Annotated in this window: 20 protein-coding genes; 6 read left to right on the top strand and 14 right to left on the bottom strand. The window is 71.9% G+C overall.

Annotated features, from left to right (window positions below):
• Window position 1 precedes the first annotated feature (1 nt).
• The 8 genes from ACQKQD_RS15695 to ACQKQD_RS15660 form a co-directional block, all read right to left on the bottom strand.
• Window positions 2-202, bottom strand: coding sequence for a hypothetical protein (locus ACQKQD_RS15695; protein ID WP_020092076.1), 201 nt, complete (start codon window positions 200-202; stop codon window positions 2-4).
• Between the two features lie 74 nt (window positions 203-276).
• Window positions 277-1,452 carry an alpha/beta hydrolase gene (locus tag ACQKQD_RS15690; RefSeq protein WP_427508814.1) on the bottom strand — a complete coding sequence of 392 codons (1,176 nt, stop codon included), beginning with the start codon at window positions 1,450-1,452 and terminating at the stop codon, window positions 277-279.
• A 115-nt stretch (window positions 1,453-1,567) separates the two neighbouring features.
• A complete protein-coding gene (locus ACQKQD_RS15685) occupies window positions 1,568-1,768 on the bottom strand; it encodes a hypothetical protein (protein ID WP_020092074.1) in 201 nt (66 codons plus the stop codon).
• Between the two features lie 78 nt (window positions 1,769-1,846).
• A complete protein-coding gene (locus ACQKQD_RS15680; protein WP_042675510.1) occupies window positions 1,847-2,302 on the bottom strand; it encodes a response regulator in 456 nt (151 codons plus the stop codon).
• Between the two features lie 190 nt (window positions 2,303-2,492).
• Window positions 2,493-3,365, bottom strand: coding sequence for a dienelactone hydrolase family protein (locus ACQKQD_RS15675; RefSeq protein WP_427508813.1), 873 nt, complete (start codon window positions 3,363-3,365; stop codon window positions 2,493-2,495).
• A gap of 80 nt (window positions 3,366-3,445) precedes the next feature.
• Window positions 3,446-3,850 carry a hypothetical protein gene (locus tag ACQKQD_RS15670; RefSeq protein WP_020092071.1) on the bottom strand — a complete coding sequence of 135 codons (405 nt, stop codon included), beginning with the start codon at window positions 3,848-3,850 and terminating at the stop codon, window positions 3,446-3,448.
• 121 nt (window positions 3,851-3,971) lie between these two features.
• Window positions 3,972-4,466 (bottom strand): DUF192 domain-containing protein, encoded by a 495-nt coding sequence (locus ACQKQD_RS15665; protein WP_100251254.1) that lies wholly within the window; start codon window positions 4,464-4,466, stop codon window positions 3,972-3,974.
• A 150-nt stretch (window positions 4,467-4,616) separates the two neighbouring features.
• Window positions 4,617-5,222 (bottom strand): cold-shock protein, encoded by a 606-nt coding sequence (locus tag ACQKQD_RS15660; protein WP_056528802.1) that lies wholly within the window; start codon window positions 5,220-5,222, stop codon window positions 4,617-4,619.
• A 353-nt stretch (window positions 5,223-5,575) separates the two neighbouring features.
• On the opposite strand from ACQKQD_RS15660, the gene ACQKQD_RS15655 reads away from it, so the two are divergent.
• On the top strand, window positions 5,576-6,595 hold the full coding sequence (locus ACQKQD_RS15655) for a heparan-alpha-glucosaminide N-acetyltransferase (protein WP_427508812.1): 1,020 nt from the start codon (window positions 5,576-5,578) through the stop codon (window positions 6,593-6,595).
• A 45-nt stretch (window positions 6,596-6,640) separates the two neighbouring features.
• Here ACQKQD_RS15655 and efp read toward each other — a convergent pair whose 3' ends face one another.
• The gene (gene efp, locus ACQKQD_RS15650; RefSeq protein WP_199778764.1) at window positions 6,641-7,264 is read right to left on the bottom strand and encodes an elongation factor P; all 624 of its coding nucleotides are present in this window, start codon (window positions 7,262-7,264) and stop codon (window positions 6,641-6,643) included.
• Window positions 7,265-7,455: 191 nt separating this feature from the next.
• On the opposite strand from efp, the gene epmA reads away from it, so the two are divergent.
• The 5 genes from epmA to ACQKQD_RS15625 all read left to right on the top strand — a co-directional run bounded on the left by epmA (window position 7,456) and on the right by ACQKQD_RS15625 (window position 11,772).
• A complete protein-coding gene (gene epmA / locus ACQKQD_RS15645; protein WP_427508811.1) occupies window positions 7,456-8,511 on the top strand; it encodes an EF-P lysine aminoacylase EpmA in 1,056 nt (351 codons plus the stop codon).
• Window positions 8,508-9,551, top strand: a complete 1,044-nt coding sequence (locus tag ACQKQD_RS15640) for a lysine-2,3-aminomutase-like protein (protein WP_427508810.1) — start codon at window positions 8,508-8,510, stop codon at window positions 9,549-9,551. The genes epmA and ACQKQD_RS15640 overlap by 4 nt, the downstream gene beginning before the upstream one ends.
• 16 nt (window positions 9,552-9,567) lie before the next feature.
• Complete coding sequence (locus ACQKQD_RS15635) at window positions 9,568-10,179, top strand: glutathione S-transferase family protein (protein WP_042675274.1); 612 nt, start codon at window positions 9,568-9,570, stop codon at window positions 10,177-10,179.
• A gap of 100 nt (window positions 10,180-10,279) precedes the next feature.
• The gene (locus ACQKQD_RS15630; RefSeq protein ID WP_427508809.1) at window positions 10,280-10,930 is read left to right on the top strand and encodes a dimethylmenaquinone methyltransferase; all 651 of its coding nucleotides are present in this window, start codon (window positions 10,280-10,282) and stop codon (window positions 10,928-10,930) included.
• Window positions 10,931-10,935: 5 nt separating this feature from the next.
• Complete coding sequence (locus ACQKQD_RS15625) at window positions 10,936-11,772, top strand: YdcF family protein (protein ID WP_427508808.1); 837 nt, start codon at window positions 10,936-10,938, stop codon at window positions 11,770-11,772.
• Here the strand turns inward: ACQKQD_RS15625 and ACQKQD_RS15620 are convergent.
• The 5 genes from ACQKQD_RS15620 to ACQKQD_RS15600 all read right to left on the bottom strand — a co-directional run bounded on the left by ACQKQD_RS15620 (window position 11,700) and on the right by ACQKQD_RS15600 (window position 14,633).
• Complete coding sequence (locus ACQKQD_RS15620) at window positions 11,700-12,017, bottom strand: DUF3253 domain-containing protein (RefSeq protein ID WP_427508807.1); 318 nt, start codon at window positions 12,015-12,017, stop codon at window positions 11,700-11,702. The genes ACQKQD_RS15625 and ACQKQD_RS15620 overlap by 73 nt on opposite strands.
• Complete coding sequence (locus tag ACQKQD_RS15615) at window positions 12,014-12,787, bottom strand: DUF599 domain-containing protein (protein ID WP_020092060.1); 774 nt, start codon at window positions 12,785-12,787, stop codon at window positions 12,014-12,016. The genes ACQKQD_RS15620 and ACQKQD_RS15615 overlap by 4 nt, the downstream gene beginning before the upstream one ends.
• 79 nt (window positions 12,788-12,866) lie before the next feature.
• Entirely contained in the window at window positions 12,867-13,151 is a 285-nt protein-coding gene (locus tag ACQKQD_RS15610) for an acylphosphatase (protein ID WP_427508806.1), read from the bottom strand.
• Window positions 13,152-13,206: 55 nt separating this feature from the next.
• On the bottom strand, window positions 13,207-14,055 hold the full coding sequence (locus tag ACQKQD_RS15605) for a formate/nitrite transporter family protein (protein WP_020092058.1): 849 nt from the start codon (window positions 14,053-14,055) through the stop codon (window positions 13,207-13,209).
• Window positions 14,056-14,201: 146 nt separating this feature from the next.
• Complete coding sequence (locus tag ACQKQD_RS15600) at window positions 14,202-14,633, bottom strand: gamma-glutamylcyclotransferase family protein (RefSeq protein ID WP_056528783.1); 432 nt, start codon at window positions 14,631-14,633, stop codon at window positions 14,202-14,204.
• Window position 14,634: the final 1 nt, after the last annotated feature.

The following is a 14,634-nucleotide window of genomic DNA, read 5'->3' as shown; positions in this document are numbered from 1 at the left end:
GTCAGCCCGGTCGGCGCTGGGGCGCCCGCCGGTAGGCCGCCCGGGCCATCAGGAGCGCACCGCCGACCTGCAGGAAGCCGGTCTCGCCGAGATCCGAGGGGGCAATATGCGCCTGGATCAGCAGCCGTGTCAGCGCGTTCAGCGCGAGCAACGTCAGGCAGAAGGCCGCGGCGGCGAGCAGGCTGGCGACGAACTCGGGCATGATCTCCCTCCCGTGTCGAACGGGAAGAGATTAGCAAGCCGCGCGCCAAGGCCAAGCTGTCGGGACGTCCGATCTCAGCGCTTGCGTCCGGGGGGTGCGGGCGCCGGCGTCCCGGCCTGAGCGGCCGGTGTGGGCCGCGGCGTCTCGACGGCGAGCCGCTTCACCGGCCAGCCGTCGCTCCAGCGCTCCATGTCGGCGAGGCGCGGATTGTTCTTCAGCGCCGCCGCATCCGACCCGGCGAAGGCCGCCGCGGCGGCGAGGTCGAAGGTCTTCCAGAAACCGAGATAGTCGAGCGCGTCGACCCGGGCGAGGTTGATCTGCGAGACCAGGGTCTGCTGCTCGCCGGACAGCGCCATGTCGGCGGACCAGCGGAACGGCGGCGGCTTCGCTGCGTCCTTGGTCCCGTCCTTCGGCTCCGGTCCCGGCTTGATGGCGCCGCCGTCATAGGCCGTATCCACCCCCGCCGGGGACGCGAGGGTCGCCGTCAGGGCCGGAAAGCCGTGATCGTCCGACAGGGCCCGCACGAAGAGCTTGCGCTCCAGCGGCACGGCACTCGCCTCGCGCAGGAGGCGCTTGGCCGCGAGATCGGCGGCCCGCGTGTCTTTGTCGCCGACCATGGTCACGATCAGCGTCGCGGGATCGATCGCCGACAGGTCGGTGAGGGCGATGCCGCGGGATTTCGGCCCGCTGGCGATGCCGCCGGGCATCACCGCGAAGATCAGCTTCGGCACCGGCAGGCCCTGGGCCTTGGCCGCGGCAGCCAGATCCATGGCGAGCGGAGCCCCGGCGAGATGGCCGATCATCGCGACGCGGCCGAGGTCGGGCTTCGCCTCGCCGTCCGTCGCGATCTCGGCGAGGGCCGCCTTGACGAGGGATTCCGCGATGGCCGGGGCGTCGGCCGGGCGGGTCCGATTCACCTCCTGAAATCGTGGATACAAGACGAGCCAGCCCTGGCGGGCGAGATGATCGATCCAGCCGCCGTAGCTCTGCGGATTGACCGCGCCCCACCCGTGCAGGACGATCGCGACCGGCCGGCCCGTCTCGGGGGCCGCGCCCGCGGCGTAGAACGCGTAAGTCGAGGCCGTGCCGCGCCCGAGCAGCCGCTTGGTCACCGTCGCCTTGCGGTCACCCACACCGCCCGCGCCGTTGGCGGGCTGGGCGGGCGGGGTCGCCGCCTGAACGGACGCGAGACCGGCCAGGGTCATGATCGCGGCGGCGGTGAGCGAGCCGCGAAGAACTGTGAGACGCATCCGGGACTCGACTGAGAGACGCACTGCGTCGGCAGGTCAGAATGCGCTGAATAGCAGATTCTCTCGTCTTGGCGACCCGCTGGCGCAGTCTCCTGTCAAGGTTCCGCGGCGGAAGCTAGGTCGGGCCGCAGCCCGCGGGACCCGGACGGTCGAGCTGCCGCGCCAGCGCCGCCAATTCCGCCGGCAGGTCGCGATCCGCCGTGCCGTAGACACTGAGCAGCCCCTCCCGGACCGTGTCGAGAACGGCGGATTCCGCCGAATCCCGCGAACCGGGGCGTCGGAGTGAATCGGCGTGGTTGGTTGCGACAATCTTCATGGCGGCGTCGGGGATCGGTTGTACTGCGGAAGTCCGGGCGCGGCGCGCTCCGGAGTGGCGTACAACTGTGCGGCCGCCTCAGGTTTCCAAGCCGGACGGGATTATTTTGCCGCCCGGTCCGATAACGGACGGTCCCGACCCGGCCGAGGGTCGCCCGGCCGCCTGCTCCACCCAGGCGAGGATGTCTTCGGCGCGCCACGGCTTCGGGATGAAGGTCGCCGAGACGCGCAGGTCGCTCGGCTGGTCGCCCGCGTCGCCCGAGGTCAGCAGGACCCGCACACGCGGCCAAGTCACGCCGATGATCCGCGCGAGCTCGAAGCCGCCGATCGGTCCGGGCGTGCGGACGTCCGAGAAGACGACACTGACCTCGTCCGCGCGATCGTTGAGGATCGCCAGGGCGCGATCGGCGGTCTCGGCCTCGATCACCGTGAAGCCGGTATCCTCCAGCAGCGTGGCCGCGAGGAAGCGCTCGTCGGGCTGGTCCTCCACGACGAGGATCACGGGCTTCTGGCCAGGCTGTACCGAATCGCTCATGGACCAGGACACTCTACAGGGGCTGAACGGCGGTCGCTTCGATCGGTTCAACGCCCGAGCGCCGCGAAGGGCCAGACCCGCGCGGGCACAGATCCTCCTTGGATCCTTGCACGATTGTGAAGTTGTGGCCGTGTCTTGGGTAACACAGCCACCCCGGAACGCGCCCGATCGGGCGTCCTAGGCCGACTATTCAGCCGACGCCGTGCGATTTCAGGAAGGCCAGCGCGCGCTTCCAGCCGTCCTCCGCCGCCTCGCGGCGGTAGCTCGGACGATAATCCGCGTGGAAGCCGTGCGGCGCGTCCGGGTAAACCACGAGTTCGACGCTCTTGCCGGCCGCCCTGGCGCGGTCGCGCGCCTCCTCGACCGCCGCCACGGGGATGCCGGTATCGGCCCCTCCGTAGAGGGCGAGGAGCGGCACGTGGATCTCGGCCGCCACGTCGCCGGCGGTGCGCGGCTGGATGTCGGTCCGCTCGCCACCGACCGGCCCGTACCAGGCGACGGCCGCCTTCAGGTCGCGACGATGCGCCGCGTAGAGCCACGTGGCGCGCCCGCCGCGGCACCATCCCATGACGCCGAGGCGGTTCGGGTCACCTTTCGCCGCCGAGGCCGCCCAGGCCACCGTCGCGTCGAGATCGCCGATCCACTGCGCGTCCGGCGTCTTCGCGATGACGTCGCGGATGATCTGCTTCGGATCCGACATGGTCGAGAGGTCGCCCTGGCGGGCGTAGAGCTCGGGGGCCACGGCGCAGTAGCCGGCCTTCGCGAGCCTGCGGCAGATGTCCTTGATGTAGTCGTGGACGCCGAAGATCTCCTCGATCACCAGGACGATCGGGAACGGGCCCGCGCCCTCCGGAACCGCGCGGTAGGCCGGCATCGGCCCGTCCGCGGCCGGGATCTTCACCTCGCCGGCCTCGATGCCCGCACTGTCGGTGTGAATCACCTGGGCCTCGACGCGGGTGGTCGCGAGCGTCAGCCCGCTCATCAGGCTCGTCATCACGAAGCCCCGTCGCGACAGGGGCGGCGTGATCAACCCGTCGAGTCCGGCCCGGTCGTGATCCGCCATCGTGCTCTCTCCCTCGTTCCGAGGCTGAGGGCTATCCGCGGGCGGCCGCCCGGGTCAAATCGGTCGCCGTCGCCGGGCCCTCAGGCGCCGGCGGCCGCCAGGGCCCGGACGGGCCGCGGGCTGGCGGCGCGCGCGGGCTCGGCGATCTCGCGGGGCTTCAGCATGTCGCCCAGGCTCACGAAGGTCTCGGCGGCCGGCGAGATCACGGCGCGGATGCCGTAGCCCAGCGCGAAGGAGCGGATCAGCTCAGCGTCCCGCGGGATGCCGAACCGGTCGAGAGCGGCGAGGAACGCCTCGCGGAACAGACTCGGCCGGCACCAGCGCTTCTCGGCCATCTGCAGCGGCCAGTCCCACAGGCCCTCCGCCCGGCGCGTCGCGAGCGCCGAGCGGGCGATGAAGTAGCCGGTCTGGCGGTGCTCGATTCCGTCCGCCTGCACCGACCAGTCGTCGTTGCCGAACAGTTCGACCTCAGCCGCGTCGCCCATCGGGTCCTCCGCCCTGAACCAGCCTTCCGGCGCACCGGAACATTGCCGGAACACTGGAGCGGAAATCGGCGGTGGTCAAGGCGCTTGTTCCCGGTGCGTTCGCGAATCGCGCGGGCGCGCCTCAGCGGGCCTTGAACATGGCGTGCTCGATCCGGTCGCCCGGGGCGATCCCGAGCTTCGCCGCGGTGCCGGCGTTCAGCTCGAGCACCGCCACGACCGGGCCGCCCGACGGGATGATCGCCGTGGAGAGCGGCTCGGTGTCGGCGGCGATCCGGCTGATCGTCCCGTCGGGCCGGATGAACACCATGTCGAGCGGCAGGTAGGTGTTCTTCATCCACATCGTGACGGGCTGGTTCTGCTCGAAGTCGAACAGCATGCCGTGGTCGGCCGCCATGTGCCGGCGGAACATGAGGCCGCGGGCGCGGGCGGCGTCGTCGCGCATCACCTCGACGTCGAAGCGCTTCGGCCCGGCCTTCGTGACGATCGTCAGCGGCTCCGACTTGGTCGCGGCGGCCCGGGCGGCCGCCTGCGCCACGACGGCGGGCGCCGGGGCGATCGCGGTCAGGGCGAGGCAGGCGATGGCGGCCGCCCGGGCGGTGCGAAGGAGGGATCTCACAGGCTCATGCCTCTCGTGGGATGGCGCGCGGACCGTGAGGCCCGTCGCCCGGTGATAGACCAGGACATGCCGAAGGGGAATCCGGCTCCGGATTTTCCGAGCATCGACAAGGAGATAGGACGGGGTGTGCCCGGCTGGGGAAACGCGGCCTCAATGGGACGCGGGCATCGTCCCGTCGATCAGCCGCACCTCCGCCGCCATCACGCCCTTCGAGCCGTCGCCGTAGCGCACCAGGACGGACTCGCCGGGCTTCAGCTCGGCGATCCCGTAGCGCCGCAGCGTCTCCATGTGCACGAAGATGTCCGGCGTCCCGTCGCCGCGGGTCAGGAATCCGAACCCGCGCAGGCGGTTGAACCACTTCACGACGGCGGTCTCGAGCCCGCTGGTCGGCGTCACGGTGACGTGCGTGCGCGGCATCGGCAGCTCGGAGGGATGCACCGCCGTCGCCTGATCGAGGGAGATGACCCGGAAGGCCTGCCAGCCGCGGGGCCGCTCGACGGCCTCCACGACGATGCGGGCGCCCTCGCTGGCCGCCTGGTAGCCGTCGCGCCGCAGGCACGTGACGTGGAGCAGGATGTCGGGCGCACCGTCGTCGGGCACGATGAACCCGAAACCCTTGGAGACGTCGAACCACTTGATGCGGCCGGCCACCTCGACGAGGTCGAGCGCCTCATCCTCGTGCTGATCCAGTTCGCCGGTTCGGGCGACAATCCCCCGCTCGGGGTTCTCCGGCCCGGATCCGCGTTCGTCAGACATGGCCGAGCAACCTACACCGAATCACGCCGCGCGCTCTCCCAGCAAGATTAACGAAGTCCTGATGTCCGGGAAGCCCATTTGGCCGGCAGAACAGTGACGCCAAGTTGCAATCTTGGCGCAAGGAGGCGGGGCCGCAACAGTCGATCGGTCGCAGGCTCGGGCGAAACCGGCGTTTAAGCGTCGGGGCTGCCGAGGGGTTTTCCGGATGCCGGCTCTCCCTCCCGGCACTCCCGCGCACGCCGCGTCGGCGTTCACGTTTCCGAGAGCCGACGTACCCGCTTCGGGCTCGGTCGGAGCGTCCGTCGCACGGCGCGATGGAAAGGGCGGCCCCGACATGGTTTGGGTGCACCATCATGTCCGTTGACGTCACCCTCGTCCGTCCCGTCGCCGCCTCCCCGGTCGCGCCCGCCTCGCAGCGGCGCCGCCTGCCGATCATCGACGCGGCGCGGGCGGCCGCCCTGCTGGCGATGGCGAGCTACCACACGCTCTGGGATCTCGGTCACCTGCGGCTGACCGCGGAGAACTACGCGCTGACGCCGACGGGGCGGCACGCCGCCGAGGCGATCGCCGGCACCTTCCTGGTCCTGGTCGGCATCGGCCTCGTGCTGATGAACGGGCGCGGGGTCCGGCTTCGACCGACGCTGCTGCGGCTCGCGCGGATCGGCGGGGCGGCGCTCCTCGTGACCCTCGGCACCTGGGTCATGTTCCCGGACGCCTTCGTGTTCTTCGGCGTGCTCCACTGCATCGCCGTCTCGAGCCTGCTCGGGCTGCCGTTCCTGTTCCTGCCGGTCCCGGTCACCGCCGTCGCGGCCGCGGCCGTGCTCGCCGCGCCGCACGTGGTGCACGCGCCGGTCCTCGACGCGCTGGCCCTGTTCTTCCTCGGCCTCGGCTCGGTGGTGCCGCGGACGAACGACTACGTGCCGCTCTTCCCCTGGTTCGGACTGGTGCTGGCCGGCATCGTCCTGGGTCGTCTGGCCCTGCCGCCGCTCGCCCGGTCGCGGCTGGGAGCCTGGGCGCCGCGCACGCGGCTCGGCCGCACCGCCACCTTCGCGGGCCGGCACAGCCTCGCGATCTACCTCATCCACCAGCCGCTGCTGCTGGCGCTGCTGACCGGGCTCGTCGCGGTGGTCGGCGCCAATCCGCGCGCCGGGCTGCGGGCGTTCCGCGCCGATTACGTGACGATCTGCGCGCGCACCGGCGGCGAGCCGCCACTCTGCCGCATCGCGGCCCGCTGCACCTCGGAGGCGCTGCTCCGCGAGGACCTGTTCCGGGAGGATGGCCGCCCATTCAGCGGGACGGAGCGCCTGCGCGCGCAGGCGATCTCGCAGGGCTGCTACGCCACCCTGGAGGCCGCCACGCGATCCGCGCGCTGAACGCGGCTACCGACCTCGCAGGGTTGGTCGCCGGCGCGGACCGGATCAGTCCTTGGCGCGCTCGACGTAGGATCCGTCGGCCGTCATGACGACGACGCGGGTGCCGGCGGCGATGTGGGGCGGCACGGTCGTGCGCACGCCGTTCGACAGGGTCGCGGGCTTGTAGGACGACGAGGCGGTCTGGCCCTTCAGGACCGGCTCGGTCTCGGCGACCTCGAGCGTGACACGCTGGGGCAGCTCGATGGTCAGCGGGACGCCGTTATGGACGGAGAGCATCACCGCCATGCCCTCCTGAAGGTACGGGGCGGCGTCGCCGACCACGTCCTGCGGCACCGCGATCTGCTCGTAGTTCTCCGGGTTCATGAAGTGGAACCCCTCGCCGTCGCTGTAGAGAAAGGTGTGCTCGCGATCCTCCACGAAGGCGCGCTCGACCTGCTCGGTCGTCCGGTAGCGCTCGGACACCTTCACGCCGTCCGTGATCCGGCGCATGTCGAGCTGGGTCACCGGGGTGCCCTTGCCGGGGTGGATGTTCTCGGCGAACAGGATCACGTAGAGCTTGCCGTCCTTCTCGACGACGTTGCCCTTACGGAGCGTTGAGGCGATCACCTTCACGGAATTGCGTCCTGCATTGACATGGGGGCCGGCACGCGCCAAGCGCGGGCGCTGCATCTCGGACCCCGCCACTATCGCATCTGCGCCGCGGTTGCCAGCGGGCGGGCGCGGACCGTCGATGGCAACCGGCATCGGCCGCGGCGCGTCTCCGCGGCCCGGAGCCAGTCAGGTCCGAGGATGAGAGTGCTCCAGAACGCGACGCGTCCCGGTCGGAGCCGGCCGGTCCCGATCCGGCGCGGAGGCCGGTCGTGAGCGGACCCGCCTCCCCCTGGTGGTCGGCCGGCCGTCACGCCGACCGGCGCCCGGCGCTGATCCTGCGCAACCGCGTCCTCGCGGCGTTCCGCGCGTGGTTCGCGGACCGCGACTTCGTCGAGGTCGAGGCCGCCTGCCTGCAGGTCTCGCCCGGCAACGAGGCGCATCTGTCGGCCTTCGCCACGGAAGCCATCGGCGCGAGCGGCGCCCGCACGCCGCTCTACCTGCACACCTCGCCGGAATTCGCCTGCAAGAAGCTCCTGGCCGCGGGCGAGACGCGGCTGTTCAGCGTCGCCCGGGTGTTCCGCAACCGCGAGCGCGGGCCGCTGCACCATCCCGAATTCACGATGCTCGAGTGGTACCGCGCCGGCGACCCCTACACGGCGCTGATGGCGGATTGCGCCGCCCTGCTCGCCGGCGCGGCCGAGATCTCCGGCGCCCGCCGCTTCACCTTCCGCGACCGGGAGACGGACCCCTTCGCCGAGCCGGAGCGCCTCACCCTGGCCGAGGCCTTCGACCGCTTCGCCGGGATCGACCTGCTGGCGAGCGTCGCACCGGGCGGCGAGACGGACCGCGAGACTCTGGCCGCCGCCGTCGCGGCCTCCGGCCTCCGGGTCGCCCCGGACGATACCTGGGCCGACCTGTTCTCCCGCGTCCTCGTCGCGCGGATCGAGCCGCATCTCGGCCTCGGCCGCCCGACCATCCTGTGCGAGTACCCGATCAGCGAGGCCGCCCTCGCCCGTCCGGCGCCGCACGACCCGCGGGTGGCCGAGCGGTTCGAGCTCTACGCCTGCGGCGTCGAGCTGGCCAACGCGTTCGGCGAGCTGACCGACCCGGCGGAGCAGCGCCGCCGGTTCGAGGCCGAGATGGCCGAGAAGCAGCGGGTCTACGGCGAGCGCTACCCGATCGACGACGAGTTCCTCGCGGCGCTGGCCGTCATGCCGGAGGCGTCGGGAGTTGCCCTGGGCTTCGACCGCCTGGCGATGCTGGCCTGCGGGGCTACCCGGGTCGAGGACGTGATCTGGACTCCCGTGGCGGAGACGCGGCCATGAACCGGGTCCTGCGCAGCGCGGACGACCTCCTCACCGCCGGCCTGATCTCGGGGGCGGAGGCCGAGGCCCTCGGCGCCGTCCTCGCGCGCTACGCGGTCTCGGTGACGCCCGACATGGCCGAGCTGATCGACTCGCAGGACCCCGACGACCCGATCGGCCGCCAGTTCGTGCCCCGCACCGCGGAAGCCGTGGCGACGCCGGAGGAGCGCGCCGACCCGATCGGCGACGCCGCCCACGCCCCGGTGACGGGGATCGTGCACCGCTACCCGGACCGCGTGCTGCTGAAGCCGCTCCACATCTGCCCGGTCTACTGCCGCTTCTGCTTCCGCCGGGAGATGGTCGGACCCGACGGGCTCGGGACCCTCACCGACGCCGAACTCGACGCCGCCCTCGCCTACATCGCGCAGGATCCGCGGATCTGGGAGGTGGTTCTTACCGGCGGCGACCCGTTCGCGCTCTCGCCGCGCCGCCTCGGCGCCATCGCGGAGCGCCTCGCCGCCATCCCACATGTCCGGGTCATGCGGGTCCACACGCGCGTGCCCGTGGTGAAGCCCGATCTCGTCTCCGACGCCCTCGTCGAAGCGCTCAAGCGGTTCGGGCGCGCGGTCTTCGTCGCCGTCCACGCCAACCATCCGCGGGAATTCACCGCCGCCGCCAGCGCCGCCTGCGCCCGCCTGGTCGATGCCGGCATTCCCCTGGTCAGCCAGTCGGTGCTCCTGCGCGGCGTCAACGACGAGGCCGCGACCCTCGAGGCGCTGATGCGGGTCCTCGTCGAGAACCGGATCAAACCGTACTATCTCCACCACGGCGACTTGGCCCCCGGGACGGCCCACCTGCGCACGGACGTGCCCGAGGGGCAGGCGCTGATGCGCGCCCTGCGCGGCCGCCTCTCCGGCCTCGCCCAGCCGACCTACGTGCTCGACATTCCCGGCGGCCACGGCAAGGTACCGATCGGACCGGGCTACCTGCACGACACCCCCGACGGGGTGCGCGTGACCGATCCGGGCGGGCAGGACCACGCCTACCCGCCGAAGGCGTGACGGAGACTCTTCGATTATGCGCAGGCTTTGGGGCCGCCTCACCTCGGTGAACGTGCAGAAGGCGGTGTGGGGACTCGACGAGACGGGCCTGCCGTATGAGCGGGTCGAGGCCGGCGGCGCCCACGGGGTCGTCGACGACCCCGGCTACCGCGCGATGAACCCGAACGGCCTCGTCCCGACCTTGGAGGAGGACGGCTTCGTCCTGTGGGAATCCAACGCGATCCTCCGCTACCTGGCGGCGGTGAGCCCGGCCCTGGCCCTGCCGGCTGACCCCCGGGCGCGCGCCCACGCGGAGCAGTGGCTCGACTGGCAGGCCACGAGCTTCACGCCGGCCATGCGCGACGCCTTCTGGCAGCTCTACCGCGCGGCCGACCCGGACCGCGGCCTGATCGCCGCATCGCTGAAGAAGAGCGAGGCCATGGCGGAGATCCTCGACCGCCATCTCGCGGACCGGACCTACGCGGTCGGCGACAGCTTCGGCATCGCCGACATCGCCCTCGGCTGCGCGGCGCATCGCTGGCTGAACCTTCCGGCCGAGCGGATCGAGCGCCCGGCGCTGCGGCGCTGGTACGACCGGATCGCCGCCCGGCCCGGCGCCGCCCGGGCGCTCGGCGAGCCCATCGCCTGACGGCCGCCGCGGGCGCCCGGAGCCTTGCCGGCACGCCCGCGCGATCCACCTTCCCCGACCGCGCCGCCCGGACCGGGACCGGCCTTTCACGGAGCCCCCGATGGCGATCGACCCGACCCTGCGCGACGCGCTCTCCGCCGTGACACCGGCGAGCCTCGCCCGCGCCCTGGCGCGGGCCGGGGTGAAGGCATGCACGCCGCACGGGCTCTCGGCGCGGGGGAGCGGAGCCGTGGTCGGGCCCGCCTACACGATGCGGATGATCCCGGCCCGCGACGACGCCGCGGGCGATCTCGCCGCGGCCATCGATGCCGTCCCCGAAGGCGCTGTGGTCGTGATCGATGCCGCGGGCTCCGCCCTTGCCCTACCCTTCGGAGCGATCCTGGCGGCACGCCTCGCCCAGCGCGGCGCCGTCGGTCTGATCACCGACGCGGCCCTGCCCGAGGAGATCGGCCTCCCCGCCTGGTGCCGGCCGGCCGCGGCCACAGGGGCCCTGGCCCTGGTCGGCACGCAGGAGCGCGTCGCCTGCGGCGGCGCCGCCATCCATCCCGGCGATATCCTGGTCGGCGACTCGAGCGGCCTCGTCGCCGTGCCGGCGGCGCTCGCCGAGCGGGTCGCCCTGGAGGCCGTCGAGCAGCAGCGCCTCGATCTCTGGATCCAGCGCGAGGTCGAGCGCGGCGCCGACCTCGCGAGTCTCCTTCCGCCGGACGCCGCGGCGCTCGCCCGGTTCGAGGCCGAGACGAAGCCGGCCTGAGCACCGTGTTCTTCCCCGTCTCGAAGGTGATCTTCTTCCTGATCACCCCGTCGAACTTCTGCATCTTCGCGATCCTGCTCGGGATCGCCGTCGCGGCGGTGACGCGGTGGCGGAGGACCGGCCTCGGCCTGGCGCTGCTCGGCACCCTGCTGCTCGGCGCGGCCGGGCTGGCGCCCCTGTCGGACGTGGCCCTGATCCCCCTCGAGCAGCGCTTCCCCGCCTATCCGGATGACGGGCCGGCCCCGGCCGGGATCATCGTGCTGGGCGGCGGCATCGAGACGGGCCTCTCGGAGGCGCGTCGCCAGATCGTCGTCAACGATGCCGGCGAGCGGCCGATCTATCTCGGCGACCTCGCCCGGCGCTACCCGGCAGCGCGGCTGGTCTTCTCCGGCGGCAGCGGCTTCATCGCGGGCGGCATGGCCGAAGCCGACATCGTGAGCCGGCAGGCGGACGTGATCGGCGTGCCGCGGACGCGCCTGATCCTGGAGAACCGCTCGCGCAACACCCACGAGAACGCCGCCTTCTCGGCGGCCCTGGTCCAGCCGAAGCCCGGCGAGCGCTGGCTGCTCGTGACCTCGGCCTGGCACATGCCCCGGGCGGTCGGCTGCTTCCGGCAGGCCGGTTTCACGGTGGACGCGTTCCCGGTGGATTACCGGACCCGAGGCTGGAGCGACGTCGCGCATTTCCACGGCTTCGCGTCGGACGGGCTGCTCCAGTTCGACCTGGCCGTGAAGGAGTGGATCGGCCTCGTCGCCTATCGCCTGTCCGGCTACACGCCGGACTGGCTGCCGGGCCCGGATCCCGAGGGGGCCGCGCCGGAGGCCGGCAGCGACAGACGGTAGATCCCGCGGAAATCGTCCGGGTCGACGGGCTTTCCCTTCCGCAGGATCGCGATCCGCCCGGCATGGGCGAGCCGCACCGCGACCCGGCGGACCGGCTGCATCAGCGGGCCCCAGCCGTCCGGGTGCGGGCCGCCGAGGGCGCGGGCGACCTCCGAGGGGCAGACGGTCTTGTCGGCGCCGCGCTCGGCCACGAGGCGCAGCATCGCCGTCTCGATCGCGGCGTCGTCGGGTCGTGGGTCGGTCATGTGCGGGCCTCTTCGGCGGGCGACAGGAGCGGCGCCTCGAGCGGTCCCTCGTGGGGCCCCTCCCCGGCTTCGAGGAGTGCCTTGCGGATCTCCGAGGCAAACTGGCGGCGCCACATGATGATCACGACGGCCGTCGTCGAGACAAACAGCACGTAGGGGCTGATGAACCAGCCGAGATAGGCCAGCGCGAAGAAGAACGCGCGCTGACCGCGGGCGAAGTGCCGCCCGGCGCTGACGTTCATGGCCGCGAGCCGCCGCACCGCCCGCAGCATCTCGACGTCGCTCGTGCCGGACCCCTTGTGCGGCACGGCGCCCAGCAGGATCGCCGTGTAATTGAACAGCCTGTAGGCCCAGGCGAACTTAAAGAACGCGTAGACGAAGATCAGCGCGAGGCCGGCGACCTTCAGCTCCCAGGTCAGGCGATTGGCCACCGTCCCGAAGGGCAGCGTGGCGAACAGGTTCAGGACGTCGTCCCCGGAGCGCGACAGGGTCAGGACCGAGCCAAGGGCGATGAGCGAGGTCGAGGCGAAGAAGGCCGTACCGTTCTGCAGCGAGGCGTTGATCTGCGTGTCGACCACCCGGTTGTCGCGGCCGATGACCTGGCGCGCCCAGTTGGCCCGGTGGCCGTTCATGATCTGGCTGAGGGAGACCATCCTGCCGCGCAGCCGGCCGACGGAAAGGCCGTAGGCGATCCAGGCGAGGACGAAGTAGAGCAGCGCCGCGAGATCGAGATGCGAGAAGGCGGCGCTGCCGGCGGACAGGTCGGTCATGGTCTCCGGATGGCGGATACGCGAAGGGGCCGTCCGCCATACCAGTCCGCGGGCGCGCGCTGAACCCGCCGCGGCGATCTCAGTCGCGCAGGATCCGGAATTCGTCGCCGCGCGGCACGTCGCCGCCGTCCCGCGCGGCCACGTCGGTCACGCGCGCACCCGGCGGACCCGACCGGCACAGGGCCGCCATCTCCGCCACGGCCTCCGGCGCGCCGCTGAAGACCGCCTCGACCGTGCCGTCGTCGCGGTTGCGCACGGAGCCAGCGAGGCCGCGGGCGCGGGCCTCGGACTGCGTCCAGGCCCGGTAGGACACGCCCTGGACGCGACCGGTGACGATGACGGAGATCGTCCGGGTCTCGCTCATGCGGGCGCGGTCTCGCCTGGAAGGGCCCGCGCCGGCGGCGCGGGCCGGGATGGCCTCACTCGGCCGCGATCGGGCGACGCATGCCGGCGCCGAGGGCCGGGGTCCGCGTCGCGCCGGTGCGGACATGCGTGGAGTAGAGCATCAGGCCCGTGAAGGCGATGCCGCCCACGATGTTCCCGATCAGCGTCGGGATCTCGTTCCAGAGCAGGTAGTCCATCACCGTGAGGTGGCCGCCCATGAGGATCGCCGACGGGAACAGGAACATGTTCACCACCGAGTGCTCGAAGGTCATGAAGAAGAACACCGTGATCGGCATCCACATCGCGATGACCTTGCCGGGCACGGAGGTCGACAGCATGGCGCCGATGACGCCGGTCGAGACCATCCAGTTGCACAGCATGGCGCGGACGAAGAGCGTCAGCATCCCCGAGGCGCCGTACTTCTCGTAGCCGAGGGTGCGCGCCTCGCCGATCCCGGCGATGAGCTTGCCGACGGCGTTCGGCTCGGTGGCGAAGCCGAAGGTGAAGACGATCGACATCATCACCGCGGTGGTCAGGGCGCCCGCGAAGTTGCCGAAGAAGACCAGCACCCAGTTGCGGGCGACGCCGGCCACGGTGACGCCGGGGCGCTTGTCGATGAGGGCGAGCGGCGTGAGCACGCAGACGCCGGTGAACAGGTCGTAGCCGAGCAGGTACAGCATCGAGAAGCCGACCGGGAACAGCAGCGCCGCGACCAGCGGCTGGCCGGTCGCCTGGTTGACGCTCACCGCGAAGGCGGCGGCGAGCGCCAGGATCGCGCCGGCCATGTAGGCTCGGATGAACGTGTCCTTGGTAGCCATGAAGACCTTCGCCTCACCGGCATCGACGGCCTTCTTCACGAAATCGGCGGGCGCCAGATACGACATGCACAACTCTCCCTCGCGAACGCACGCCGATCGTCGTTGACCGACGGGCGCGCCGCGCAATCACGGATGGCCGGACGGGCGCGGTGCTGCCGCTCGCCCTCCAGCTCGCTCGTGGGCAAGCATGTCGCGTACCAACTGCGCGACGCTCAGGCGGGCAGGCCGCGGGCCCAGGTGCCGAGTTCCCGAAGATAGGCGGGCGGCAGCTGCGCCGCGCGCGCCGCCGCGACGACCGCCTCCAGGTACCCGGGCCTCGGACGCCCGGGCGCCGTCGAGCATCCGCGATAGATCAGGGCGCGCTTGACGCCCTCCCCGGTGCGGACTGGCAGCGCCGCCTTGGTGTAGAGACCCCCGGCGACGCCCTCGTAGCGGTCGAGGGCCGGGATGTCGTCGGGAGCGAGTTCCCACAGGACGCCCCAGACGGTGCGCCTTGGATCGGGCACGACGGACGCGTAGCCCTCGCGCATGATGATGAAGCGGTGGTTCGGCAGATGTCCGCCGCCGATCAGCCGCGAAACCGGGCAGCGCAGCGCCATCGCGGCGGCATCCATGTTGGCGCCGTAGGCGAAATAGAGGGGCATG

Origin of the sequence: Methylobacterium sp. NPDC080182 (assembly GCF_050281105.1) — a bacterium.
Taxonomy (GTDB): Bacteria; Pseudomonadota; Alphaproteobacteria; order Rhizobiales; family Beijerinckiaceae; genus Methylobacterium.
The sequence above is the reverse complement of the archived record's forward strand: the minus strand, read 5'-3'. Positions and strand labels throughout refer to the sequence as shown.